The sequence below is a fragment of the Bradyrhizobium sp. Kon58 genome (genome assembly GCF_055807455.1).
The window spans coordinates 1-22,932 of sequence record NZ_JBVVOT010000015.1 but is presented as its reverse complement, the minus strand read 5'-3'; the positions used below and the strand labels follow the sequence as shown (position 1 = coordinate 22,932).

The following is a 22,932-nucleotide window of genomic DNA, read 5'->3' as shown; positions in this document are numbered from 1 at the left end:
CGCTTGAAGGGTCATTGGAGACGAGACCTATTGTCCGACAGTCCGCTTTGCCACCCAGCCTAGAGTCGAGCCTTGAATGATGATGCTGAACAGGACGACCGCATAGGTTGAGGCGAGCATGGCGGCCTTGGCCGGGCTATCCGGGATTGATAGGGCGAGTGCAACTGAAATCCCGCCTCGAACGCCCGCCCAGGTGAGAAAGGGCGCGTTGCGCAGGGAAAGCAGCTGAGTCCATCCGAACAAAAACGGTTGGACTGAAACGGAGACAAACCGGGCGAAGAGAACGATTGGAATTGACGCTGCTGCCAGGCCAAGGCTGCGAAGATCAAAGCGCAGTATCAAGGTCTCGAGCCCGATAAGCAGAAAAAGGACGGAATTGAGGATTTCGTCGATGAGGGTCCAGAGCGCGAAGAGATATCCTTGTGTCCGCTCGCTCATCGCATATCGCGGTCCTCGGTCGCCGATGAGGAGGCCTGCGGCGACCATGGAGAGCGGCCCGCTGACGTGCAGATGTAACGCAAGTGCGTATGTTCCGGTGACGAGCGCGAGGGAGATCAGTACCTCTATGGCGTAGTCGTCGATGAGCCGCATCGCGCGATACGCAACATAGCCAGTCAACAAGCCCAGCACTATTCCGCCACCAGCTTCGCGAACAAGTAACTCAGCGACATCGGCAGCCGACACCTGAGCGCCGTCTCCGGTGCTCGCAAAGCGAAGCATGATCGTGAACAGAACAATCCCGACGCCGTCGTTGAACAATGCCTCGCCTTCCGTCTCGATCTGCAGCTCTTTCGGCACTTTGGTGTTGCGAAGCGTACTCAGGACAGCAACGGGGTCAGTCGGGCTGATCAATGCGCCGAACACGAATGCCCAAGCCAACGATACCGGTAGGTTCACAAGGCCGCAGATGAACCAGAACATCAGGCCTATGAGGACGGTTGAGATCGAGGTGCCGAGAACGGCCAGAATAAATACCGGAATGGCGCGGCTTCTGAGTGTGTCCAGATCTACGTGCAACGCGCCGGCGAACAGCAGAAATGCAAGCATTCCGTTGACGACGACTTCGGTAAAGTCGATCTGTCGGAGTCCGTCGGCAAGCTGGTTTAGCAGATGAACTGTCGGAACCGCTGCATCCAGACCGATCATCAGCAGCGACGTCAGGACACTCATCAAAAGAAGACCTACGCTGCGGGAGAGCGGCAGGAACTTGTGATTGAGCCAGCCGAAGACGGCAGACAATGTAAGCAGAACGGCAGCGATATCCATCAGCGAAAGCACGGCAGGCTCCCTTGTGCTCTGGCGAGAGTGCCTGTTCACTCCCTCCCGTTAAGGCCGCTGTTCGCTCTAGCCGGTGAGGGTAGTGCGTTCGAGATAGCGACTTTTGAGACGTGAATAAGCAAAAAGCAACTTCGGCAGTTCCTGCGGGACATCTAAGCGGATTGGGATAAGCCTCGATCCAAGCACCTCGCAGCGGCGGGAGCAGCTATCCATTTTCTGCATCTGCGGCGAAAGATCGCGACGACGATTGTCAGTATCGTCGTTCACTCCGCATTCATTGGACCGACATAGAAGTGCGGAGGGGGCGTACGACAAGGAAAAGCTATGAAGAAAATCGCCTATGGATTTGCGGCCGCTGCTTTGCTTGCGGGCACTCAGTTCTTGGTTCCTGCCAATGCGATGATGGCGCCACCGGTCGGCGCCGCGGCAACATCCGAGACGATGCAGGCTGGCTATCACTATCATCATCATCGGAGGGTCTGCACCGTGCGAACCATAGTCACTCGCGGCTATCATGGTCGGCGTATCGTCAAGCACGTGCGTGTCTGCCGATAAGCGCAAACTTGGAGGGCCGTCGATCGAGGCGGCCCTCACCTTGCATAAGAGCAATCTTCGCGCAGTGAGATGGGTGCGCCGCACTTTACATCGGAAGCTGACGCTCAAGAGTCCGGGAAAATCGACGTGCCGCGATCTCCAGCGCCGCGACACAAAGAGCCGTGAACAACATACCGAGGATCAGGAGCACCACGACTGTATCCATGATCAAACGAGTTCCTGCAAAGGATCGGGACGATGAATCCGACCCCGTCATTCCTCGATGTCGGTTGCCACACGCCTATTGCCGTCAAGCAATCGCGTATGCCGAGAACAGGAGACAGGTGAGGTAGATGCAAGCGAGGCAAATGCCCGCGGTTCTCGCCGTGCGGGCATCTAGCCGCGAGCTTGTCCGAGTGGCGAGCCCGGGCAGTTTCTCATACTGTGCAAAGAGCTGGCGACCGGGACGTCCTCGGAAAAGTACATTTCTCATGTATGCCTCCAAACAACCATGATCCGTCCAATACGTGCGGAATGCAGAAGCCGGAAAGAACGGTGTTCCGGCCGGCGATTCGCGTTGGTTCTCTCGTCCGCTTCATGGAAGATAATGGACGGCGTCCCATCGGGCAGTCAGGAGATGAGCGGGGCTTGTCGGGATAATCCTGACGTCCTCATGCCACGCAGGGCCGTTTGGCCCACCTACTTCCCGCTCAAACTTAATCCGCACTCTTTCCCGAATGGCTCAACCAGCCAAGGGCCACGCCGTAGCGCACGATGTCGGCACGCGTGAACAGTCCGAGCTTTTCGACCGCCCTGGCCTTGTAAGTTTCGACGGTCTTGATGCTGATGCTTAGCTGATTGGCAATTTCCTTGTTGCTGAAGCCTTGTGCGATGAATCTGAGAACCTCACTCTCGCGCGGTGTCAGCTCGCCGGCTGTGGAAGCGCCGGAAGACGAGTGGGCGCCCTGCGCGGATGGAAGTGCTTTCTCCGCTATTGCTGGATCCAGATACAAACCACCTCCAGCGATCGCGCGAACTGCGCGCTCGAGTTCGTCGGCCGCAGAGCGCTTCAGCAGATAGCCGCGAGCTCCCGCTTGCAGCATCGGCTGAACGTAGGCGTGATCCTCGTGCACGGTCAGCGCCAGAAGACGAACTTGAGGAAGCTGCGTCGCCAGGGTGCGAGCAACTTCGAGGCCACTGATACCGGGAAGTGAAATGTCCAGGATGGCAATGTCCGGTGTGGCCTGGCGAATGATGTCTAGGGCAGCCTGTCCATCCGTTGCTTCCCCGACGATTTCAATGTCATGCACGTCCTGAAGCAACGCCTTCATTCCGGCCAGAACAAGCGGATGATCGTCAGTCAACGTGATCCGGATCGGGCACATAGCCCATCTCCTCTATTGGCACCGGTATTCTCATGAAAAGAGAGGTGCCGTGGCCGGGTTCAGATTCAATCGCCAAAGATCCACCGAGCAGCGTGAGGCGCTCCTCGATGACGGACAGGCCCAATTTTGCGTGGCGGCTCTCACCCTGCGAGAATTCCTGAAAGTCGAAGCCGTTCCCGTCGTCTTCGACGACGATCCTAAGCTCAGCTGTGCGTCGGTCGATGACCACGCTGACGTTTCGAGCTTGCGCGTGTTTGACCACGTTGTTCACGGCCTCCTGGACGGCGCGGTAAACCGCGATCTCGACGTCCTGGCCGAGACGATCTCTTCTTCCCAGAGGCTGAAAATCAACGCTGATCCCGAACCGGCGCCGGATCTCCGCGCAGAATGCCTCCAGCGCCTTGTAAAGGCCCAGGTCGTCAAGGGCAGTCGGGCGCAGGTCAGAGGCGATTTGATGGATATCGCGCCCAATCCCTCTCGCGAGTCCTTGCAGCCAATTGAGCCTCTCCAATCCGAGCTTGCGTTTCGGGCTCGTGCCCAGAAGCGGCTCCAGGTTCTTCAGACCGAGAAGGAGACCTGTGACCGTCTGGCCGATCTGATCGTGAAGCTCTCTTGCGATTCTACGGCGCTCATTTTCTTCCGCTTCGGAAAGACGTCGAAGCAGTTGCTGTCGCTCCAGCTCGGCTCGCTTGGTCTCGTCGATATCCAGAATGACGCCATACACGACGTCCAAGTTCTTATCATCGATGCGAGACAGCCGTCCGCTGGCCCGCAGCCACCGGCTGTGAGGGGGAGCGGTCCGGAAATCTGCAATCGCCACGTTTCCCGAACGGCAACTCAGCAAGGAAGCCTCAAAGTTCCGCTGGTCGGCGGGATCAATACAGCTCAGTATCCGATCCATCGGAAGGATCGTATCTCCTTCGGAGCGCGAACCGTCTATCCGGAGCATCTCCCGGGCGCGGGGCGACACGATCGCTTCTCTGCTCGCAAAATCACAGCTGAACACGCCGAGATCTGCGGCATCGATCGTCAGCCTCCGTCGCTCTTCACTTGCGCTGAGTGCCAATGCTGCCTGCGCCTCTTGCTCGCGCCGGCGAAGCGAAATGTCGCGTATGGTGTACCAGGCCAAAGTCAGAGCCAAGACGAAGCTCAATACCCCACCCCCGGCAAGGAAAATGGCTGAGCGCTGGACGGGACCATTCAGTTCCTGCGTCGGTATTCCGAAATGGACCGACCATCCGCTGGTTCCAGGGATGACTTTGTAGATCGAGTCGACTTGTTCGCCGGCAGGCGTGGTTTTGACGTAGCTTCCTTCTGGCGCTGAGGCTATCGCCTGGCGGACCGTAGCGCTGGCAGATTGTCCGAGTTCGGATTGTTCACCGAAGGTGCGGGCGACGATGTTCCCCTTGGCATCGACCACGAAACCCACCCAGCCGGCCGGGGCTCCTGCGCTCTTCAAAATCTGGCTTATTGCATCGGGCACCAGGGCCACCGTGAGTACAAACTTCAATTGTCCATCGCGCTCAACGGGGGCCCTGACGGCCACCACGCGTTTGCCGGTGATGGGACCACGCGGCCCAATACCGCCGATCGCCGGCTTTCTCGTTTTCAGGATCTGTTCGAAGTTCTCTCGGTCGGCGGTGGCGCGCATCCCATCTCCGAGCGGACGGCTGACATCAAGCACCTGATTCCCGTCAGGATCGACGAGCTGAATCGTCTGCCAAAGAGGACGTGCTTCGTTGACACGCGTCGCTTCGCGATAGAACGCGTCGAGGTCCGGCTTGTCGAGTGTTGCGGAAGCCGCGACGGTTTCGGCGATCTCGAGCTGGAGACTGATCTCGGAGGCAAGCCGGTTGACGACGCTATCGAGCGTCTCCACGGCGGCAGCCTGAGAGCCCCTGCGCTGCTGCTGCGCGTTCAGGAAAACGACCCAACCCGCAAAAAGCGCAAGAGGCATCGCTGCCGCGATGAAGACGAGGATCAAGGGGCGGCGGGCTGCGCGCCGGGAGATTGAGGTGGGCGCCTCCTTGCGGGTGGGTATCAAATGAGACAGCAAAACGCCCACGTGCTGGCACTTCCTCGATGTTTCTGGTTCTTGTCAGGTTTTTCCCGACAGTTCTATCGGTCACCCTGACTCCCAGGATCGCTCGATCCATCCCATCGTACAGGCAATCATTGTAGCGGTCTAGAATTGGGCTTGACATGGAACATTCTTCATCGCCGCTGCGGTTGATCGAAAACAAATTCAACCCGAAGCGGCTTGGTTTGGACGAGCCCTTCTGCGGGACTAGCCGCAACGAACTCGTCTCCCGACTGTCGGCTTCATCGCAGTGCCGTTTGCGCGAAAGCTGCGAGACGGTGTCTCTGAACAAAGGACAAATTCTCTACGATCGCGGCACTCCTCTTCGCCATGCCTACTTCATCGAGTCCGGCGGGTGTTCTGTCACGACCCGCGCGGGCGACTGCCTGCCGGTCGAGATCCATACGCTCGGGATGAAGGATTTTGTCGGCGTGCCGTTGGTCCTGGGCATGCACGTTTCGCCGCACCGCTGCAGCGTGAGAGTGCCGGGCCAAGCGCTTCGGATCCAGTCCGATCAGCTGATTTCTTTGATCAAGAGGGACGTCGAGCTTGAAAAGATGCTTTTAGGCTATGTTCAGGCGATCCTGATTCACAGTTCGCAGCTATCAGCCTGCAATTCCAGGCACACGCTGCACCAGCGCCTCGCCCGGTGGCTCCTGGTTGCCAGCGACAGGCTCGGGTCTCGCGAGATACCTTTCACGCATAGTTACATAGCCAATGCTCTCGCGGTCCGGCGCGCCGGCGTTACGGTCGCTCTCGGGAGTATGATGCGCGACGGAGTGATTGGATGTCGCAGGGCGGGGATCGTCGTCATGGACGAGGCCAGGCTGAAAGCGATGTCTTGCGATTGTCAGGGGATCATCCTGTCGGCGCACAACCGTCCTTGTGCGGTGCCGCCCCTCCGAATTGCATATTCGTGAACGCGATTCCCTACTGCCGTTAAGTCGGCTGTACGGCAGCCAACAGAGTCCAGATATTCTTGAAGCAATAGAGGCGGAGATGTCATCGCAAGAAGTCCGGATCCGAACCGATACCGAAGTTCTGGTGGGAGCCTTGGAGGAGGCGCAAAGGCTTCTTGCCGCTTACGAGAACCCTTGCTGCAATCGCACCAGGGACGACATTATCGCTATGGTCGAGTTCATCATATGCAACCCTTCCGTGACACGTGCAATGCTTCATCAAAAGATGCGCAGCCGCCTCAAGCTGGTCGGATAAGTCTCGTGCGGGAGCGTACATTCGCATTCAGGAAAACGAAACTTGCGAGCGTGCGATGAGTTGACGATGATCCAACAGAAGTAGGAGCAGTCGTCATGAAGATATCACTTTGCATTCTTGCCTCCGCGATGCTGCTGGCTACGCCGGTCATGGCGCAGTCGTCCCGGAACAACGCGACGACCGCGGCGCCCAACGTGCAGCCGGCTGCCTCGACCGCCTCCATGCACAAGGAAGGTGAATGGCGTGCATCGAAACTCGTTGGCGTGAACGTCTATAACAACAGCAACGAGAAGATCGGCGACATCAATGATCTGATCTTGGATTCCAGCGGGCGGGTTGCCAACGTGGTGATCGGAGTGGGAGGATTCCTTGGAATGGGCGAGCACAACGTCGCCGTAACGTTCGATCAGCTCAAATTCGCCAAAGAACCGGTGAAGACCGTGTCCAACGATGGCGCTGGAAAGACCGGCAATGCCGGTTCGACGAGCACGACGGGAAGCGCATCAACGTCGGCCCAGCGAAGCGATAATTGGTATCCGGATCACGTGGTGCTGAACGCCAACAAGGATCAGCTGAAGAAGATGCCCGAATTCAAGTACTGAGCCGATTTCGGTCCCTATTTCCAGCATGCTTATCGGCGGTGTCATCTGAGATGACGCCGCCTTTTCCAGTTGCATTTGATCCGGTCGGCTTAGATTTGTGGCAGAGGAAAAGCAGTCTTGAATTTCTGCATTGAATCGATCAGCTTGCGTGCCGCTGGCTGAGGTCGACGATGTCTGATGAAGCACTGCCGGAAGAGGTAGAGGAGCTTGTCCGACGCTACATTCGCTCTGTGGCGCAGCTCGAAGCCCTTTTGTTCTTCCACAAGCGGCCCGGCGAGCGCTTCGACGTGGAGTCGCTCGCTGCACGCCTTTACGCGGGCAAGATCGAGATGGCCGATGCTCTAGCGTCCCTGAGGAAGGATGGCTTCCTCGACGGCGAGGCGGGGATCTATGCGTTTGCGCCGCGGCCCGAATTGCGGCCAGTGGTCGATAGCTTGGCCTTGGCGTATTCGCGGCATTTGATCCCAATCACACACATCATCCACAACAGCCCACACCGCATCCAGGCATTTTCAGATGCCTTCAGGATTCGAAAGGATTAGTCATGGCTGCGGTGATTTACACACTTTGCGCGATCACGAGCGGCTTTTGTGCATGGCTGCTCATTCGGGCATATATCGGTAACAGGTCGAAGTTGCTCCTATGGAGCGCCGTCTGCTTCGCGGGTCTGACTTTCGAAAATGCTGCTCTCTGGATCGATAAGATCGTATTTCCTCAAGTTGATCTTTCCGCCGTGCGTCTGTCGATCGGCCTGTTCGCCATGACGGTCCTGCTTATCGGCATGATCTGGGAGGCCGACTGATGGACCATTTGAATCCCGTTCTTTCAGGTGCGACGGCATTCGCATCGCTCCTGGCGAGCATATATTTCCTGAAGTTTTGGCGTAAGACGGGCGACACCTTTTTCCTGCTCTTTGCGGCTGCGTTTGTGATCGACGCCGTCGCAAGATTTGTCCTGGCTGTGGTGCAAGTGACGAATGCGAGCGAGCCGGTGTACTTCATCCCGCGCCTGATCACATTCGGTCTGATTGCGCTTTCGATCGTCGGGAAGAACGCACTGCCGAAGAAGCGCAAGTGAAGCGCGAATTCAAGAGGCGCTGACTTGCAAGGTTACTCGGGGTGCAACCGTACAACCGGTTTCGCGCTTTGAACGACTGGCAGGGGAATCGACCACCGACCTTGCCCGGGACGGATGGACAGGTCATGCCGTCAGGAGAGGCGGACCCCAGCCGAGGAACGCTGGGATTCCAACTCCCGCCGCGCGCTAATTCACCCGCACGTTGGCGGGCTGCTGTGTGGGACAGGAGTGATCTTCGGCAGAGCGCGCACAGCTTGCTGCGTGACGAAACACGGTACAGTTCTGTACAATAGCAGCCGATCTGCCCCGCAGCCGCTTGCTCGCGGGCGACCTCCGAAGGATATTGCGCAGGGGGCTTTCATGATCAGCAAATCGAATCAAACGGCACTCAATGTCTTTCCGCAAGCGTACTGCCTGTCTTGCGAGGAAAAGACGCCGCATCGGCATGAACGGCTGGCAATCCACGGTACGCAAATGGCACGTGCGACTTGTCTCACCTGCAACAACGAGCGTACGGGCTTTGAGGAGGGGAAGCGGCTCGCCAATCCGAGCTAACAGCAGCCGTCCTTTGGTCTGGTATATGTTCGCTCACTACCGCTTAGCGCAATCGGCAGTGGCCAATGCGCCGCGAGAGCTGCGCCTGCTAGACGGCTCGAGCAAATGCCTGCGGACGGTCGGGGTAGCTCCGGAGTGACCCCGATATCGTACAAGGAGTTCTTCCGCTATGGCATTTTCGGCCTGGCGGTAGCCGCAGTCGTGGCGTTCGGTATCTCGCCATTTACCGGAGGAATCGTACAGCAGTGGTCGCGAAGCGATGTTGAAGCCAGATCCAAGCTGGTCTTCAACGCCATCCAGCCGTTGCTTAGTCGTGATGTGGAAGACCAGGCCTGGGACCGGCTCTCGGACCTTTTCAAGAGAGTGGCGCTCGACAAGAAGATTCTCGCGGTTGGATTTTGTGATCCGGAAGGCTCGTTGCTCGCGCCAACACCGGAGATGCCGGCGAGCTTCTCCTGCGAAAAGTCGGCCAAATCCGAGAACGAGAGTTTCGCAAGCATCGCCAGCGGCGGGCGACGAATTCTCGTAGCTGCGTTTCCGATCTCGAGTAGCCGAGGTCGTTCCTACCTCGTCATTCTAACCGACCTCAGCTTCGCGGCGGCCAGGTCCAGCCAGGTGCTGGCGTATCTGCTTGCCGCGCTTGCCGGCGTCGTTCTGGTCCTGACCGTTGGCACGATCATTTTCGCCGTCCTCATGATGCGCGGCTGGATGAAGGCATTGCGACGCGCGGTCGAGGAGGTCCGTCGAGGTGCTCAGGGAGTGCCACTCCAACTCGGTGGCTCGCCTATTGATCGAGAAATTCACAAGCTCTTGCGTAGCGCCGAACAAGTTACGTTTACAAGCCAGATCGATTGGACGCCGAAATCGCTTCAGGAGGTGCTGCAAAGCGTCCTCCCGGGGGCCGAAGTTCTCGTCCTTTCCAATCGGGAGCCCTACATTCACAACACTTCGGAAGCGGGGACTGTGGTGCAGCGGCCGGCGAGTGGATTGGTCTCGGCCCTGGAGCCGATCATGCGTGCCTGCGGTGGCACTTGGATCGCACACGGCAGCGGCAGCGCCGATCGGGAGACCGTCGACGACCACGATAGGCTCCGCGTCCCCGAGGCAGCCCCGGCCTACACGCTTCGGCGCATCTGGATCTCTGAGAAAGAACAGGACGGATATTACTACGGTTTTGCCAATGAAGGGCTCTGGCCATTGTGCCATATCGCTTTCGTGCGCCCTACGTTCAGGTCCAGCGACTGGCAAATGTATCGGCAGATCAACCAACGCTTTGCCGATGCAGTCGTTGCCGAGGCGCGCGCCGAGGACCCCATTGTGCTGGTCCAGGACTATCACTTCGCGCTTGCTCCAAGAATGATCCGTGAGCGCCTGCCCAGGGCGACGATCATAACCTTCTGGCACATTCCGTGGCCGAATGCGGAAACCTTCAGCATCTGCCCATGGAAGGCGGAGATTATCGAAGGATTGCTCGGCAGCACCATTGTTGGATTTCATACCCAATTTCACTGCAACAACTTCATTGAGGGAGTGGATCGCTTCCTGGAGAGCAGGATCGATCGCGAAGTGCAGGCAGTCAGCCTTGGAGGACATGAGACCAGAATACGTGCTTATCCGATCTCGATCGAATGGCCGCCAAGGGAACTGGAAAAGCTACCACCTCCCACGGAATGCCGATCTGGCATCCTCGCCCAGTTCGGTTTGGCGGAGGATACGAGGCTGATCGTAGGCGTTGAGCGATTCGATTACACCAAAGGCATTCTTGATCGCATGCGGGCCGTAGACGCGCTTTTGTCGCGAAATCCGGCCTGGAAAGATCGGCTTGCATTCATCCAGGTCGCAGCACCGACGCGCAGCAAACTCAACGCCTACTCGAAGCTCCAGGCTGAAGCGGAGGCGCTCGCTGCCGAAATAAACGAGCGGCACCGCGGTCGCCAACCCTTGATGCATTTGGTCGCGCGGCACTACGAGCCGTCAGACGTGTTCCGGCTGTTCAGAGCGGCCGATGCCTGCGTCGTCAGCAGCCTGCATGACGGAATGAATCTCGTCGCAAAGGAGTTCGTTAGCTCGCGAGAAGACAACGCTGGGGTCCTTATCTTGTCGAGCTTCACCGGGGCGTCACGAGAATTACCCGAGGCTCTCATCGTCAATCCCTATGACACCGACGAAATGGCATCGGCTATCGAGCTTGCACTTACAATGCCAATCGAGGAGCAGGCCGAGCGCATGAAGCTCATGCGACAGCAGGTCAAGGAGCATAACGTCTATCGCTGGGCAGGCGGGATGCTGGTGGACGTAGCGAGAAGTCGCACCCGCGAGCGGGTTCTCGGCCTGGCCACCAAGGCCGGTCATGGCGTGAAGCAGATCTGAACGAACTCTCCAAATGCCGATTTTTCAACAAACACCGTACTGAAGCGTACCGTTCCCTCTTTCCACGGCGAATAGCTCGCTGGCACTCTTGTCGTCCGCGAGCTGTTGCGTTGGGCATGTGGACTTGGGCATGTGGAAAGGAAGGCGGAAATGGACATACTGATCGGAGCTGTCATGATCGCAGCTGCAGGCGTCCTGATTTTCATTGGGCTCCCGAGTCGCGCTGGCGATCATCCAAAATTCCTGCGCTTCGAAGCCGCTCTGGTTCTGTACCCTCCAGTCATTCTGTCGTTTCTGGGCCTTGGCGCCGCGGCGCTGATTTCAGGCCTGCTCACCAGATAGTCGCCTTTCGAGCCATGAGACGGCTCTCAAAATCCGCCGGAAAATGCGATCCGTCAGCCGCGGAGGTGGAAACCAATCGTCCAGGAGGCTGATGCGTAGCCGGTGCCGATAGCGCAAGCCTGAGTAGACGTGGCCTCCTTGGGGCTTAGCGCGCTGGTTTCGGCCCGCCAGATTCCCGAAACGACCTCAGCAGGCGATCCAGCGCCGGGCTCGCGGCACGGCGGAGCTCCTGAAGATTTCTCTGCGATAGTGCCCGCAGTTTCTGTTCACCTCTCCCGGTCAGCTTGAGGCGCACACGTCTGGCATCCTGCGGGTCGGCAACCCGGCTTACTAGCCCAAGCTTGGCCAAACGATTGATCAATTCAACCGCCGAGTGAGGTCGGATCAGCAGAAAGCGCGCAACATCACCGACTGTCGCAGGACCCGGGCGCACGAAGCCCTTGATGCCAAGCAGCGCTTGATGCTGCGTAGGCGTCAATCCCTGCTTTGCTGCGGCTGCCTCGCTGAAGGCCAGAAAGCTCCGGATTTGGTACCGGAACTGCGCCAGCGCAGCATAGTCGGAGTCATGCATCGTGTGGGTGGCTGCGGATGGCGCAGACCTGACCGCAGTCGCCCGTTGCGCCTTCTTCACCTGAACCATGCCATGCCGTCTCCGTGCTTCCCACCCGGCGACGCGGGCCGTTAGCCAAAAGTAGCAAGCAGGAGCGCCCGCACCAAGCAGCGGGAACTCCGGATACACAGCTATCCGGTGCTCTACTCGAAGCTCGAGAGTAGGATCTTCACCAAGATGACCTGAAAGGCGATCGGGATCCGGGCGCTCTTCCGCTTGATCGAGCGCTGCAGCGCACCGGCGATCTCGGCGCTGGTCAGGCTGCCTGCCGAGGCATTGGCGATCAGCTCGCTCCACATCTGCGACAGCGAACCGCCGGGCGGGATTACCGGCTTGATGGTCACGCCGCAGCCCTGCGCCCAGTCCACGATCTCCCGCATCGTATGCGGCCCGCAATTGCGCGCCGTCGCGAGACGTTCGGCCGTGAGCGCCCGCAGCAATTCGCGCGTCGGCGACCAATTCCCTTTCGGCGGTTGCTCGCCGTTGAGCTCGACTGCGAGCTCCTTCAGGACGTTCTGGGCACGCACGCTCAGCCGCTTCATCGGCCCGGGCACACGCTTCGCCTGAACAGAGCCGACTGCCGGTCCCCGCTCACCGGTCGTTCGATTGCGAGGGTCGGGCATGCGCGGGGCATCGCTGGACTGTGGTGTCGCCCCCTGTCCGTTCACCTCTTCCACCGACCACGCCGTCTCCTGCCGCTTCGCACCTTGCGGCCACGACCGTCGCTTCCGGGTACCCGCCACTGTCGTTCGCCGCGCCATTTCTCTCGCCAAGCTCGCCAGCCTCGTACTCACAAAGGCTAATATATATCGTGATGCGATATGTTTTCACGAGATAATTTTCAGCGTTCGACCAAAGACGAAATTGACAGAAGGCGTTCACAAGCAATGCTTGGGCCCAAGAGCTACACGCGGATGTGACGTGCCCGGCGCGGGCAGGCCCTCGAGGCCGGCCGCCGCCGGACAGGTCGTGCTTTGCCTGCAAACAACAACGATGTTCGGAGGAAACGATCATGACTGACAATCTCATCCGCCGCGGCCTCTCGCGCCGTGGCCTGCTTCAGACCACCGCGGGCCTCATCGGCGGCTCGATGCTGCCGGCGATGCCCGCGTTTGCCGAGGACAAGCCAGCGATCGGCTCCTACCCCGCGGGAGTCTCGGGTTCCACCGCCTTCATCGGCATCTCGGTGCCGCGCACCGGCACCTATGCCGTGCAAGGTGAAGACGAACTCAAGGGCTACCAGCTCGCGATCGAGCACATCAATGAAGGCCACCAGCTGATCAAGAAGATCTCGCCTAAGACCAGCAAGGGCGTGCTCGGCAAGGAGCTGAAGTTCGGCGTCGCCGACTCGGCGGCCAAGCCGAACGAGGCGGTCCAGGCGCAGCAGCGCTTCATCAGCGAGAACAAGGCGATCATGATCACCGGCGGCACGTCCAGCGCCGTTGCGGTGGCGCTGAACAAACTCGCCCAGCGCGAACACGTAATTTTTGTGTGCGGCATTTCCGGATCGAACGATACCACTGGCAAGGATTGCGTCCGCTACGGCTTTCGCCAAAACTTCTACGGCCAGACTGCGGCTGCGGCGATCGGCCCGGTGATGGTACGTGAGTTCGGCAAGGGCAAGAAGGCGGCGTATCTGACGCCCGACTACACCTACGGCCACACCGTTACCAAATCGATGCAGGATTTCCTCGCGACGGCCGGCTGGACCACCGTGACCAACCAGGTCGCCCCGCTCGGCGCGCCGGACTATTCCTCTTACCTGCTGAACGTCGCGAACTCTGGCGCCGACGTGCTCATCAACGTGAACTGGGGCCATGATGCGGTGCTGTCGACCCAGCAGGCAAAGCAGTTCGGCGTGCTCGACAAGATGAAGCTGGTCGTCCCCTACCAGGTGCCTTTCATCGCGCGCGAGACCGGCGGCCTGATGCAGGGCGTCTATGCCGCCACCGACTATTGGTGGACGATCGAGGACAAGTTCCCGCTGGCCAAGATGTTCAACGAAGCCTTCGAGAAGAAGTACGGTTACAAGCCCGAATGGGGCGCCGAGAACGCCTATGTCAGCTTCGCGCATTGGGCGCACATGTGCGAGCAGGCCGGCAGCTTCAGTCCGCCCGACGTGATCAAGGCCTACGAGAAGGGCGAAACAATCCCGTCGCTGGTCGGCGACGTGCATTACCGCCCCGAGGATCATCAGTGCGTTCGCCCGGTGATCATCGTCAAGGGCAAGCAGCAGAAGGACATGAAGAACAAGGAAGACTGGTACGACGTCGTCGAGATCGTCCCGGGCGAAGGCCTGATGCAGAAGCCCGACGCCTTCGGCTGCCATCTCGGCGACTACAGCTGAGATCTCGCAAACCCCTGTGACGCCGCGGACTGCACTCCGGTCCCGCGGCGTCACCTTTTTCTGACGCGCACCCTCGCGCGCCACAACAGCGATTGTCGCATGATAAGTTGGCCTAACCTCGTTTCACAGCTTTTCAACGGGCTCGCATTGGGTGCCTTGCTCGCGCTGATCAGCTCCGGCCTGACCATCATCTACGGCACGCTCGGCGTGCTGAACCTCGCGCACGGCGCGATGTTCATGATCGGCGGCTATGCCGGTTTCGTGGCTTACCAGTACACAGAATCGTTCATCCTCGCCGTGATCGCAGGCTCGCTGTTCGTGATGCTGCTCGGCGTTGTCATGGAACGCGTCATTATCCGCCACTTCTATGATCGCCCGCACGAGGATCAACTGCTCGTGACCTTCGGGCTCGGCATCTGCTTCGTCGAGCTCGTGCGCCTGATCTTCTCGAGCCAGTCGCAGCTGGTGCCGCCGCCGGCGCTATTCCAGGGCATCACCAACCTCGGCTTCATGTTCTATCCGACCTACCGCCTCGCCGTGGTCGGCATCGTCGCGATCGCCCTCGGCGCGCTGTTCATCATCCTTTACCGGACCCGGCTCGGCCTGATCGTGCGGGCCGGCATCGAGGATTCGGTGATGGTGGATTCGCTCGGCATCAACGTCTATCGCGTCTTCATGGTGGTGTTCGGCATCGGCGCGATGGCCGCCGGCTTTGCCGGCATCGTCAACGCGCCGGTGGTGTCGCTGACGCCGGGCATCGGAGACGACATCCTGGTCCAGACCTTCGTGGTGGTGGTGATCGGCGGCGTCGGCTCGTTTCCGGGCGCGATCCTCGGCGGTCTGATCGCCGGCGAGATCATCAGCGTCACCTCCATGTTCAACCCCGGCTACGCCTATGTGATGCTGTTTGCGGTCATGACGCTCGTGCTCGTGGTGCGACCGCATGGCTTGCTCGGCGTACAGGGCCGCGAGTAAGCGATTTTCCCATGTTCAAGCAACGCCCGTTCCTGATCGAGACACTGACGGCCGTCGGCCTGATCGTGGCTCCCTTCGTGCTGCCCCATCTCGGCTTCGCGCCCAACACCGTCAACCGGATCCTGGTCTGGGGCCTGTTCGGCCTCGGCTTCGACATCCTGTTCGGCTTCACCGGGCTATTGTCGTTCGGCCAATCCGCCTTCTACGGCACCGGCGGCTTCGTCGCCGCCTACCTCCTGACGCGCGCCGGCTTCGGCAACGTGCTGGGTGCGCTGATCATCGGCATGATCGCGGCCGCGGCGACCGGATACCTCGTCGGCCTGATTGCGCTGCGCCGGACTGGCATCTATTTCGCCATGATCACCGTGGCGATCGCGCAGGTCTTCTTCTTCGTCGAGTTCAATCCTTTGTCGGATTTCACCGGCGGCGAGAACGGGCTGCCGGGGGTGCCGACGCCGAGCTTCAATCTCGGCTTCACCACGCTCCACTTCACCAATGGCTGGTCGCTCTACCAGTTCATCGCGCTTTGCTACTTCGTCGGCGTCATCATCGCGCTCAGGATCGTGCGCTCGCCGGTCGGCGCTATTTTCAGCGCGATCCGGGACAATCCGCTACGCGCCACCGCGGTCGGGCACAACATTCACGGCTACAAGCTGACGGCCTTCGTGATCGCGGCGGCTTACGCCGGTTTCGCCGGCGGCCTGCTCGGCGTGCTCCAGGCCTTCATGCCGCCCGACGCCTTCACCTTCGACACCTCGGGCCAGCTCGTGATGCAGACGGCCATCGGCGGCAGGGGCACGTTGTTCGGACCGCTGGTCGGCGCAACCGTGTGGCTGTTCCTGCAGGATTTCCTGCAGTCTGCGCTCGGCCTGGGAGCGGCCTGGAAGCTCGTGCTCGGCGTCGTGTTCGTGCTGCTGGTCTGCTTCCTGCGCGGCGGCATCATCGGCGGTCTTGCCGATCTATATCGCCTTGTCTCGGACGGGCGGAAGCGGAGGGAAGCGGAAGAGGGGCAAGAGGCCGCTGACGGCGAGGCCGCGCAGCATCTCCCGCCCGCGCCGATGCAGGCGAAGGAGGTCGCGCACCCCGTCTATTCCGGGCCGATCCTCAAAGCCACCGGCCTCACCAAGCGCTATGGCGGGCTCATCGCCAACAGCGACATCGATTTCAGCGTCAACCAGGGCGAATTGCGCGGCATCATCGGCCCCAATGGTGCCGGCAAGTCGACCTTCTTCAAGATGCTGACCTGCGAGATCGCGCCGAGCTCTGGTCAGATCGTGTTCGAGGGGCGCGACATCACGGGATTGAAGGTCACCGAGGTTTGCCAGCTCGGACTGACCAAAAGCTATCAGGTCAACCAGCTCTTCACCGGGCTGACGGTGCGGGAGAACCTGACGATCGCCGCACTCGCAGAGCTGCGGGGAAAATTCCGGCTCGACCTGTTCCGCACGCTCGCCGGCGTCAAGGGCCTGACGGAGCAGGTGGCGCACACGCTCGCTTTGGTGAACCTGACCCGTCGTGCCGACACGCCGGTGTCCGAGCTTGCGTATGGCGAGAAGCGCAGGCTGGAAATCGGGCTTGCGCTCGCCACGTCGCCGCGCCTGCTGCTGCTTGACGAGCCGCTCGCCGGCATGAGCCCGCGAGAGCGTGTCGAGACCGTCAAGCTGCTCAAGTCGATCGCGCGCGGCCGTACCATGATCATCATCGACCACGACATGGATTCGCTGTTCGAGCTGGTCGAGCGCGTCACCGTGCTTCAGGAAGGCCGGGTGCTGGTCTCCGGCACGCCGGAGGAAATCAAGGCGAACGCCGCCGTCCAGGAAGCCTATCTCGGCGGGGTGCACGGAGAAATCGCGGCATGAGCCTGATCGAGGTCAACGGCCTGAACAGCTATTACGGGGACTCCCACATCCTGTTCGACGTCGCCATGCACGTCGAGCGTCACGAGGTGGTGGCGCTGCTCGGCCGCAACGGCGCCGGCAAGAGCACGACGCTGAAGAGCCTGATGGGTGTCGTGACGCCGCGTAGCGGCAGCGTGAAGTTCGACGGCATCGATATCGCCGGCCGAAAGAGCCACAGAATCGCGCAGGCCGGCATGCAGCTCGTGCACGAGGAGCGCCGCATTTTCGGCAGCCTGTCGGTGGAAGAGAATATTCTGCTCGCCGGGATCACGGCGCCCAAACGCTGGCCTCTCGACCGTATCTACGAGATGTTTCCGCGACTGAAGGAGCGGCGTAGCAACCGCGGCACCGAGCTGTCGGGCGGCGAACAGCAGATGCTCGCTATCGCGCGGGCGCTGGTGCGCGATCCCAAGATCGTGCTGCTGGACGAGCCGTTCGAGGGGCTCGCGCCCGTCATCGTCCACGATCTCGTCAAGGCCTGCCGCGAGCTCGCCGCCGCCGGCCAGACCATCGTGCTGGTCGAGCAGAATTTGGCGGCGACGCTGGCGCTGGCGAGCCGGATCTACATCATCAACAACGGACACATCGTGCACGACGGGCCAGCTCGGGAGCTCAAGGCACAACCGGAGCTGCTCCAGCGCTATCTCGGCGTCTAGTTGATTTCACCGAGCGCGACGTGACGACGCGAAGTCTTGACGACTTCGCGCTGAAATCGAAAAGGAGGAACACGTCAAATGAAATACATTGCGGTAAGAACGGTTCAACTGTTGCTGGCGGCGTCAATGGCGGTGACGACTGCACACGCGGCCGAAAACAAGGTCGTGATCGGCGATATCGACGACATGTCCGGCCTGTATGCCGACGTGATCGGTCCCGGCGGCGTCGAGGCGGCCAAGATGGCGATCGAGGATTTTGGCGGCAGCGTGCTCGGGAACAAGATCGAGTTCATGGTGTCCGATCACCAGAACAAGCCCGACGTTGGAGCGCAAAAGTTCCGCGAATGGGCCGATCGCGACGGCGTTACGATGATTCTCGGCGGATCGAACACGGGAGTCAGCCTGGCGATGAACAATGTCGCCAAGGAGAAGAAAATTCCGTTCATCGCTATCGGCGCAGCCGGCGCATCGCTGACCGGCAAGGACTGCACACCCTATACGGTGCACTACGTCTACGACACGACGGCTCTCGGCAACGGTACCGCCAAGACCATGGTGAAGCAGGGCGGTGAAAGCTGGTTCTTCCTCACCGCCGACTACGCCTTCGGCACCCAGTTGCAGGAATCCGCCTCGAAGGTGGTCGAGGCCAATGGCGGCAAGGTGATCGGCGCCGTGCGCGTTCCGCTCTCCACGTCGGACTTCTCGAGCTATCTGCTCCAGGCGCAAAACGCAGGTGCGCAGGTGCTTGGACTGGCCAATGCCGGCAACGACTTCACTAACTCGATCAAGGCTGCCGACGAGTTCGGCATCGCGAGGACAATGAAGCCGGCCGCATTGCTCGCCTTCATCAGCGACATTCACAGCCTCGGCCTCAAGACCGCACAGGGCCTGTATCTCACCACCGGCTGGTATTGGGATCTCAACGAGAAGACCCGCGCTTTCGCCAAACGCTACTATGAGAAGACGAAGCGCGAGCCCACCATGAATCAGGCGGGCTACTATTCGGCGACCATGAGCTACCTCAACGCGATCAAGGCTGCCGGCTCCACCAATTCAGAGAAGGTCATGGCGGAGCTCAAGAAGATGAAGATCGACGACATGTTCACCAGCAACGGCAAGATCCGTGCCGACGGCCTGATGGAGCATGAGATGTATATCATGCAGGTCAAGAAACCCGATGAGTCCAAACAACCTTGGGACTATTACAAACTGGTTCACACTATGTCGGGCGAAGAAGCATTCGGAAAGTTGTCCGACTCGGCGTGTCCGCTGGTTGCACACTGATAGTGGTGTTCCAAGCGCGTCGTCGCCCAAGAGGAACTACCGGCAGGGCGCTCCTGCTTGTAGTGCGGATTGAAGGCACCAAGCGGCTGCGGAGGCAGTGCCTGATCTAGAAATCGTTTCTCAGGGGCTGATCGAACGCATCCCCTGGCATATGTCCAAGGAACGGGCAGTGCTCGGGTTAGCGGTGACCCGCCGCGCTGCGCCCGAGCCGCTCCAGGCCTTTGGTGGCAAGGACGCTACTGCTCCGATATCCCGCGCGACGCAGGTTCTCCGCTGCGGCAGTCGAGCCAAGCGGCGGCTCGAACGCGTGCTGATCCGAGTAAAAAGCGCCAGCGGGGCCAGAAGAGACAGCAGTCTATCGCTCATTTGAACGCGCTGTGAGGGTTTTCCTGACGGAGGCAGGGTCAGCCTGACTGCCAAATCAGCCACTTCCTGCTTAAGTACGAGTGATTTGGCTTCGCGGTTTACAAGCTGCTGTTTTGGGGGACGGAGAATGGCACATTTGGGGGACGCTGCTCTGGCTCTCCATCGACTATCATCGCGACGGCTCCCGCACCGGTGTAGCTACCTTAGCGATCTGTCGCAGGAGTGGCAGAGCTCGCCCGCCAATTCGTTGCTCACGAATTGTGGGAGAATTCCGGCCGCCAAACGCCAGGTCTTGGGCAGTTCCTACAGCATGATGCGACATGTACTTCATAGGTGCCAGCGTAGCTCAATCACTGCGCGTTCGCTGGGCAGAATGGGTTGTCGGCGTGGCCTGTATTCCCGGAATGCGCGTCGCGCCGCCGGGCGTGCCTTTGAGATTCTGGGCAGGGCGTTGCTAATCGAAACGGCAGGGCCTGTTACCCTCAGATCCGATACCCTGACGTTGGAGATGCTTCAGGGATACGCGCAATCCGTGCTTCCTGACGCTCAGCCGGCCAATCGTCGCTTGGTCTGAGTTAAAGCAACACACTACGTTCTGAATGACTTACCCTTCACCTATGGAGTGGCATTTCGCAAGCTTGGCGGCTGAGTACGCGAGTGTGCCGATGATCAAGCGGCTTTGATTGAGGGTATTCCAAGAGAGAGGAGGGAGTGGGATTGATTAAGTTCGATAAAGCTATCCTGTCATCGCCACCTTGTAATCGGGGCGGCGTACCAGCGCTATTTATCGGCGGTACTCGCATCGAATGCTTCCGCTGGAAGAGTCGACGTCATTAAGGCGTATGTTCAACGGGCTGAACTTGATTGCGCCAGACGACCTTGGCAGAGCGAAAACGTTGTGTGAATGGGGTAGAGAACTGATGAAATCGACTATTACGCGAGCGGCTCACGTCGGTTGTTTGCTTGCGGCAGCTGGCCTGTTGCTTGGCGGATGCGACCAGCCGAAGGCCGCGTCTCTGCAACAACCGCTCCCCGGTGAGGTTAGCACTCTTGTGGTGAAGCCTCAGGCTCGACCCGTTGTCCGAGAGTTGCCCGGCCGAATTGCTCCCCTCCGAGTGGCGGAGGTCCGCCCCCGCGTCTCCGGAATCGTGGTCGCGCGCCTATTCCGACAGGGCAGCGAGGTGAAGGCCGGCGATCCGCTGTACCGCATCGATCCGCGTCCGTTCGAGGTCGAGGTGATGGCCAACGAGGCTGCGCTCACCAAGGCGCAAGCTGCATTGATGCAAGTCAGCCAGCAGGCGCGGAGGGTCGCTCTCCTTACAAGTGAGCGCGTGACGTCGGAGGCTCAGAATGAGAAGGCGATTGCGTCGGAGCGCCAGGCAAAGGCGGAAGTCCAAAAGCGGGCAGCAGAACTGGAACGCGCTCGCCTCAATTTGGAATACGCTACAGTTCGTGCACCGATCGATGGTGTGGTTGGCGCAGCGCTAGTCACAGAAGGCGCGCTCGTCGTGCAAAACGAGACCAATCTCGCCACCGTCCAGCAGCTCGATGCCGTGTATGCCGACTTCACCCAGTCGGTGAGCGAACTCCATCAACTTCGCCGAGCGTTCGAGACTGGCGACCTCGAGCGTATCGCCTCCGGTGCCGCCAAAGTGCACCTGGTGCTTGACGACAAGACCCTCTACTCGCTTGACGGCAAGCTGCTGTTCTCGGACGCCAAGGTTGACGCCCATACCGGGCAGGTAACGTTGCGGGGCGAGTTCCGCAATCCCAAACACGAACTGCTGCCCGGCATGTATGTCCGCGTGCGCATCGAGCAAGGCGTCGATAGCGACGCGATCGCGGTGCCGCAGCAGGCTATCCAGCGCAATGGCGGCGGCGGCAGCGAGGTATTCATCGTCAAGGACGACAACCACATCGCGGTGCAGCCGGTGCGCACCGGCTCGGCCCAGGACGGAATCTGGTTCGTCACCGACGGCCTGAAGGCCGGCGACAAAGTCGTGGTCGAAGGGTTCCAGAAGTTCGCGCCTGGTGACGAAGTCAGGCCGCAGGACTGGACTACCGAACCTGGGGCCTCCGCCGCCAGGCGGACTGCGGAGGCCGGCGGGTAACGCAGCATGGCGAGCTTCTTCATCGACAGGCCGATCTTCGCCTGGGTCGTCGCGCTGTTCATCTGTCTGGTCGGCGCAATTTCGATTCCGCTGTTGCCGATCGCGCAGTACCCGATCATCGCGCCGCCCTCGATCTCGATCTCGACCAGCTATCCCGGCGCCTCGCCCGAGAACCTCTACAACAGCGTCACGCGGCTGATCGAGGAGGAGCTCAACGGCGCCTCCGGCATCCTCAATTTCGAATCGACTAGCGACTCGCTCGGCCAGGTCGAGATCATCGCCAATTTCGTGCCGGGCACCGACACCAGCGCCGCCTCGGTCGAGGTGCAGAACCGCATCAAGCGCGTCGAGGCGCGGCTGCCGCGCGCGGTGATCCAGCAGGGCATTCTGATCGAGGAAGCCTCCAGCGCGGTGCTCCAGATCATCACGCTGAACTCGACCGATGGCAGCCTGGACGAGGTTGGCCTCGGCGACTTCATGATCCGTAACGTGCTCGGCGAGATCCGCCGCATCCCCGGTGTCGGCCGCGCCACGCTGTATTCGACCGAACGCAGCCTGCGCGTCTGGGTCGATCCGGCAAAGCTGGTCGGCTATGGCCTGACCGCCGACGACGTCAACAAGGCCATTGCCGCGCAGAACGCGCAGGTCGCCTCGGGCAGCATCGGCGCCGAGCCGTCGACCTCGACCCAGCGCACCTCCGCGCTTGTGCTGGTCAAGGGCCAGCTCTCGTCCCCGGATGAATTCGGCACCATCATCCTGCGCGCCAATGCCGACGGCTCGACCGTGCGGCTGCGCGACGTCGCGCGCATCGAGGTCGGCGGCCTCAGCTACCAGTTCAACACCCGTCTCGACGGCAAGCCGACTGCCGGTCTGTCCGTGCTGATGTCGCCGACCGGCAATGCGCTGGCGACCGCGAGCGCCGTCGAAGAGAAGATGAAGGAGCTGTCTCGCTTCTTCCCGGCCAATATCGGCTACGAGATTCCCTACAACATCACGCCGGTGGTCGAGGCCTCGATCAAGAAGGTGCTGTCGACGCTGGTCGAGGCCATCGTGCTGGTGTTCGTGGTGATGTTCCTGTTCCTGCAGAACATCCGCTACACCATCATTCCGACCATCGTGGTGCCGGTGGCGCTGCTGGGCGCCTGTACCACGCTGCTGCTCGCCGGCTATTCCATCAACATGCTCTCGATGTTCGGCATGGTGCTCGCCGTCGGCATCCTGGTCGACGATGCCATCGTCGTGGTCGA

General features: G+C 60.3%; 22 protein-coding genes. 16 read left to right on the top strand and 6 right to left on the bottom strand.

The genetic code is table 11. The features are described from left to right. Positions 1 to 27: 27 nt before the first annotated feature. Positions 28 to 1,278, bottom strand: coding sequence for a cation:proton antiporter (locus tag AC0L20_RS23275; RefSeq protein ID WP_473292527.1), 1,251 nt, complete (start codon positions 1,276 to 1,278; stop codon positions 28 to 30). Between the two features lie 66 nt (positions 1,279 to 1,344). Further along, entirely contained in the window at positions 1,345 to 1,545 is a 201-nt protein-coding gene (locus AC0L20_RS23270) for a hypothetical protein (RefSeq protein ID WP_473292523.1), read from the bottom strand. Between the two features lie 57 nt (positions 1,546 to 1,602). Between AC0L20_RS23270 and AC0L20_RS23265 the strand changes: the two genes are divergently transcribed. Continuing rightward, on the top strand, positions 1,603 to 1,833 hold the full coding sequence (locus tag AC0L20_RS23265) for a hypothetical protein (protein ID WP_354056816.1): 231 nt from the start codon (positions 1,603 to 1,605) through the stop codon (positions 1,831 to 1,833). Between the two features lie 695 nt (positions 1,834 to 2,528). On the opposite strand, the gene AC0L20_RS23260 is transcribed toward AC0L20_RS23265, so the two are convergent. Beyond that, positions 2,529 to 3,197 carry a response regulator gene (locus AC0L20_RS23260; RefSeq protein WP_473292519.1) on the bottom strand — a complete coding sequence of 223 codons (669 nt, stop codon included), beginning with the start codon at positions 3,195 to 3,197 and terminating at the stop codon, positions 2,529 to 2,531. After that, positions 3,169 to 5,262, bottom strand: coding sequence for a sensor histidine kinase (locus AC0L20_RS23255; RefSeq protein WP_473292515.1), 2,094 nt, complete (start codon positions 5,260 to 5,262; stop codon positions 3,169 to 3,171). The genes AC0L20_RS23260 and AC0L20_RS23255 overlap by 29 nt, the downstream gene beginning before the upstream one ends. A gap of 137 nt (positions 5,263 to 5,399) precedes the next feature. On the opposite strand from AC0L20_RS23255, the gene AC0L20_RS23250 reads away from it, so the two are divergent. From AC0L20_RS23250 to AC0L20_RS23215, 8 genes are all read left to right on the top strand, one after another. Beyond that, positions 5,400 to 6,197, top strand: coding sequence for a Crp/Fnr family transcriptional regulator (locus AC0L20_RS23250; protein WP_473292510.1), 798 nt, complete (start codon positions 5,400 to 5,402; stop codon positions 6,195 to 6,197). 423 nt (positions 6,198 to 6,620) lie between these two features. Further along, positions 6,621 to 7,094: a PRC-barrel domain-containing protein gene (locus AC0L20_RS23245; protein ID WP_473292507.1), complete on the top strand. Its 474-nt coding sequence runs from the start codon at positions 6,621 to 6,623 to the stop codon at positions 7,092 to 7,094. 170 nt (positions 7,095 to 7,264) lie between these two features. Beyond that, the gene (locus AC0L20_RS23240) at positions 7,265 to 7,636 is read left to right on the top strand and encodes an SMC-Scp complex subunit ScpB (protein WP_007607493.1); all 372 of its coding nucleotides are present in this window, start codon (positions 7,265 to 7,267) and stop codon (positions 7,634 to 7,636) included. 2 nt (positions 7,637 to 7,638) lie between these two features. After that, positions 7,639 to 7,896 (top strand): DUF5985 family protein, encoded by a 258-nt coding sequence (locus AC0L20_RS23235; protein ID WP_007607494.1) that lies wholly within the window; start codon positions 7,639 to 7,641, stop codon positions 7,894 to 7,896. Next, complete coding sequence (locus tag AC0L20_RS23230) at positions 7,896 to 8,171, top strand: DUF5985 family protein (RefSeq protein WP_007607495.1); 276 nt, start codon at positions 7,896 to 7,898, stop codon at positions 8,169 to 8,171. The genes AC0L20_RS23235 and AC0L20_RS23230 overlap by 1 nt, the downstream gene beginning before the upstream one ends. A gap of 360 nt (positions 8,172 to 8,531) precedes the next feature. Continuing rightward, complete coding sequence (locus AC0L20_RS23225; protein ID WP_007607496.1) at positions 8,532 to 8,726, top strand: hypothetical protein; 195 nt, start codon at positions 8,532 to 8,534, stop codon at positions 8,724 to 8,726. 105 nt (positions 8,727 to 8,831) lie between these two features. Continuing rightward, positions 8,832 to 11,096 (top strand): alpha,alpha-trehalose-phosphate synthase (UDP-forming), encoded by a 2,265-nt coding sequence (locus AC0L20_RS23220; RefSeq protein ID WP_473292503.1) that lies wholly within the window; start codon positions 8,832 to 8,834, stop codon positions 11,094 to 11,096. Between the two features lie 150 nt (positions 11,097 to 11,246). Further along, a complete protein-coding gene (locus tag AC0L20_RS23215; RefSeq protein ID WP_007607498.1) occupies positions 11,247 to 11,438 on the top strand; it encodes a hypothetical protein in 192 nt (63 codons plus the stop codon). A gap of 145 nt (positions 11,439 to 11,583) precedes the next feature. Here the strand turns inward: AC0L20_RS23215 and AC0L20_RS23210 are convergent, their stop codons facing one another. Beyond that, on the bottom strand, positions 11,584 to 12,078 hold the full coding sequence (locus AC0L20_RS23210) for a MarR family winged helix-turn-helix transcriptional regulator (protein WP_473247721.1): 495 nt from the start codon (positions 12,076 to 12,078) through the stop codon (positions 11,584 to 11,586). 113 nt (positions 12,079 to 12,191) lie between these two features. Then, positions 12,192 to 12,602, bottom strand: a complete 411-nt coding sequence (locus AC0L20_RS23205; RefSeq protein WP_473292501.1) for a hypothetical protein — start codon at positions 12,600 to 12,602, stop codon at positions 12,192 to 12,194. A gap of 458 nt (positions 12,603 to 13,060) precedes the next feature. Here AC0L20_RS23205 and AC0L20_RS23200 point away from each other — a divergent pair, with 458 nt between their 5' ends. The 7 genes from AC0L20_RS23200 to AC0L20_RS23170 all read left to right on the top strand — a co-directional run. Then, on the top strand, positions 13,061 to 14,395 hold the full coding sequence (locus AC0L20_RS23200; protein ID WP_473292498.1) for a substrate-binding protein: 1,335 nt from the start codon (positions 13,061 to 13,063) through the stop codon (positions 14,393 to 14,395). A 99-nt stretch (positions 14,396 to 14,494) separates the two neighbouring features. Continuing rightward, positions 14,495 to 15,370 (top strand): branched-chain amino acid ABC transporter permease, encoded by an 876-nt coding sequence (locus AC0L20_RS23195; protein ID WP_007607509.1) that lies wholly within the window; start codon positions 14,495 to 14,497, stop codon positions 15,368 to 15,370. An 11-nt stretch (positions 15,371 to 15,381) separates the two neighbouring features. Continuing rightward, a complete protein-coding gene (locus tag AC0L20_RS23190) occupies positions 15,382 to 17,229 on the top strand; it encodes a branched-chain amino acid ABC transporter ATP-binding protein/permease (RefSeq protein WP_473292495.1) in 1,848 nt (615 codons plus the stop codon). After that, positions 17,226 to 17,924 (top strand): ABC transporter ATP-binding protein, encoded by a 699-nt coding sequence (locus AC0L20_RS23185; RefSeq protein ID WP_007607511.1) that lies wholly within the window; start codon positions 17,226 to 17,228, stop codon positions 17,922 to 17,924. Before AC0L20_RS23190 ends, AC0L20_RS23185 begins: the two co-directional genes overlap by 4 nt. Before the next feature lie 78 nt (positions 17,925 to 18,002). Next, positions 18,003 to 19,208, top strand: a complete 1,206-nt coding sequence (locus tag AC0L20_RS23180; protein ID WP_473292493.1) for an ABC transporter substrate-binding protein — start codon at positions 18,003 to 18,005, stop codon at positions 19,206 to 19,208. 1,286 nt (positions 19,209 to 20,494) lie between these two features. Further along, positions 20,495 to 21,685, top strand: a complete 1,191-nt coding sequence (locus AC0L20_RS23175) for an efflux RND transporter periplasmic adaptor subunit (protein ID WP_473292846.1) — start codon at positions 20,495 to 20,497, stop codon at positions 21,683 to 21,685. A 6-nt stretch (positions 21,686 to 21,691) separates the two neighbouring features. Next, the coding region (locus tag AC0L20_RS23170) for an efflux RND transporter permease subunit (protein WP_473292491.1) at positions 21,692 to 22,932 on the top strand (1,241 nt) is incomplete at its 3' end.

What these genes read in the sequence shown, in the direction of transcription:
- AC0L20_RS23265 (WP_354056816.1), top strand. Translation starts at nt 1,603, where the DNA reads ATGAAGAAAATCGCCTATGGATTTGCGGCCGCTGCTTTGCTTGCGGGC.
- AC0L20_RS23260 (WP_473292519.1), bottom strand. Translation starts at nt 3,197, where the DNA reads ATGTGCCCGATCCGGATCACGTTGACTGACGATCATCCGCTTGTTCTG.
- AC0L20_RS23250 (WP_473292510.1), top strand. Translation starts at nt 5,400, where the DNA reads ATGGAACATTCTTCATCGCCGCTGCGGTTGATCGAAAACAAATTCAAC.
- AC0L20_RS23245 (WP_473292507.1), top strand. Translation starts at nt 6,621, where the DNA reads ATGCTGCTGGCTACGCCGGTCATGGCGCAGTCGTCCCGGAACAACGCG.
- AC0L20_RS23240 (WP_007607493.1), top strand. Translation starts at nt 7,265, where the DNA reads ATGTCTGATGAAGCACTGCCGGAAGAGGTAGAGGAGCTTGTCCGACGC.
- AC0L20_RS23235 (WP_007607494.1), top strand. Translation starts at nt 7,639, where the DNA reads ATGGCTGCGGTGATTTACACACTTTGCGCGATCACGAGCGGCTTTTGT.
- AC0L20_RS23230 (WP_007607495.1), top strand. Translation starts at nt 7,896, where the DNA reads ATGGACCATTTGAATCCCGTTCTTTCAGGTGCGACGGCATTCGCATCG.
- AC0L20_RS23225 (WP_007607496.1), top strand. Translation starts at nt 8,532, where the DNA reads ATGATCAGCAAATCGAATCAAACGGCACTCAATGTCTTTCCGCAAGCG.
- AC0L20_RS23220 (WP_473292503.1), top strand. Translation starts at nt 8,832, where the DNA reads ATGCCTGCGGACGGTCGGGGTAGCTCCGGAGTGACCCCGATATCGTAC.
- AC0L20_RS23215 (WP_007607498.1), top strand. Translation starts at nt 11,247, where the DNA reads ATGGACATACTGATCGGAGCTGTCATGATCGCAGCTGCAGGCGTCCTG.
- AC0L20_RS23210 (WP_473247721.1), bottom strand. Translation starts at nt 12,078, where the DNA reads ATGGTTCAGGTGAAGAAGGCGCAACGGGCGACTGCGGTCAGGTCTGCG.
- AC0L20_RS23200 (WP_473292498.1), top strand. Translation starts at nt 13,061, where the DNA reads ATGACTGACAATCTCATCCGCCGCGGCCTCTCGCGCCGTGGCCTGCTT.
- AC0L20_RS23195 (WP_007607509.1), top strand. Translation starts at nt 14,495, where the DNA reads ATGATAAGTTGGCCTAACCTCGTTTCACAGCTTTTCAACGGGCTCGCA.
- AC0L20_RS23190 (WP_473292495.1), top strand. Translation starts at nt 15,382, where the DNA reads ATGTTCAAGCAACGCCCGTTCCTGATCGAGACACTGACGGCCGTCGGC.
- AC0L20_RS23185 (WP_007607511.1), top strand. Translation starts at nt 17,226, where the DNA reads ATGAGCCTGATCGAGGTCAACGGCCTGAACAGCTATTACGGGGACTCC.
- AC0L20_RS23180 (WP_473292493.1), top strand. Translation starts at nt 18,003, where the DNA reads ATGAAATACATTGCGGTAAGAACGGTTCAACTGTTGCTGGCGGCGTCA.
- AC0L20_RS23175 (WP_473292846.1), top strand. Translation starts at nt 20,495, where the DNA reads ATGAAATCGACTATTACGCGAGCGGCTCACGTCGGTTGTTTGCTTGCG.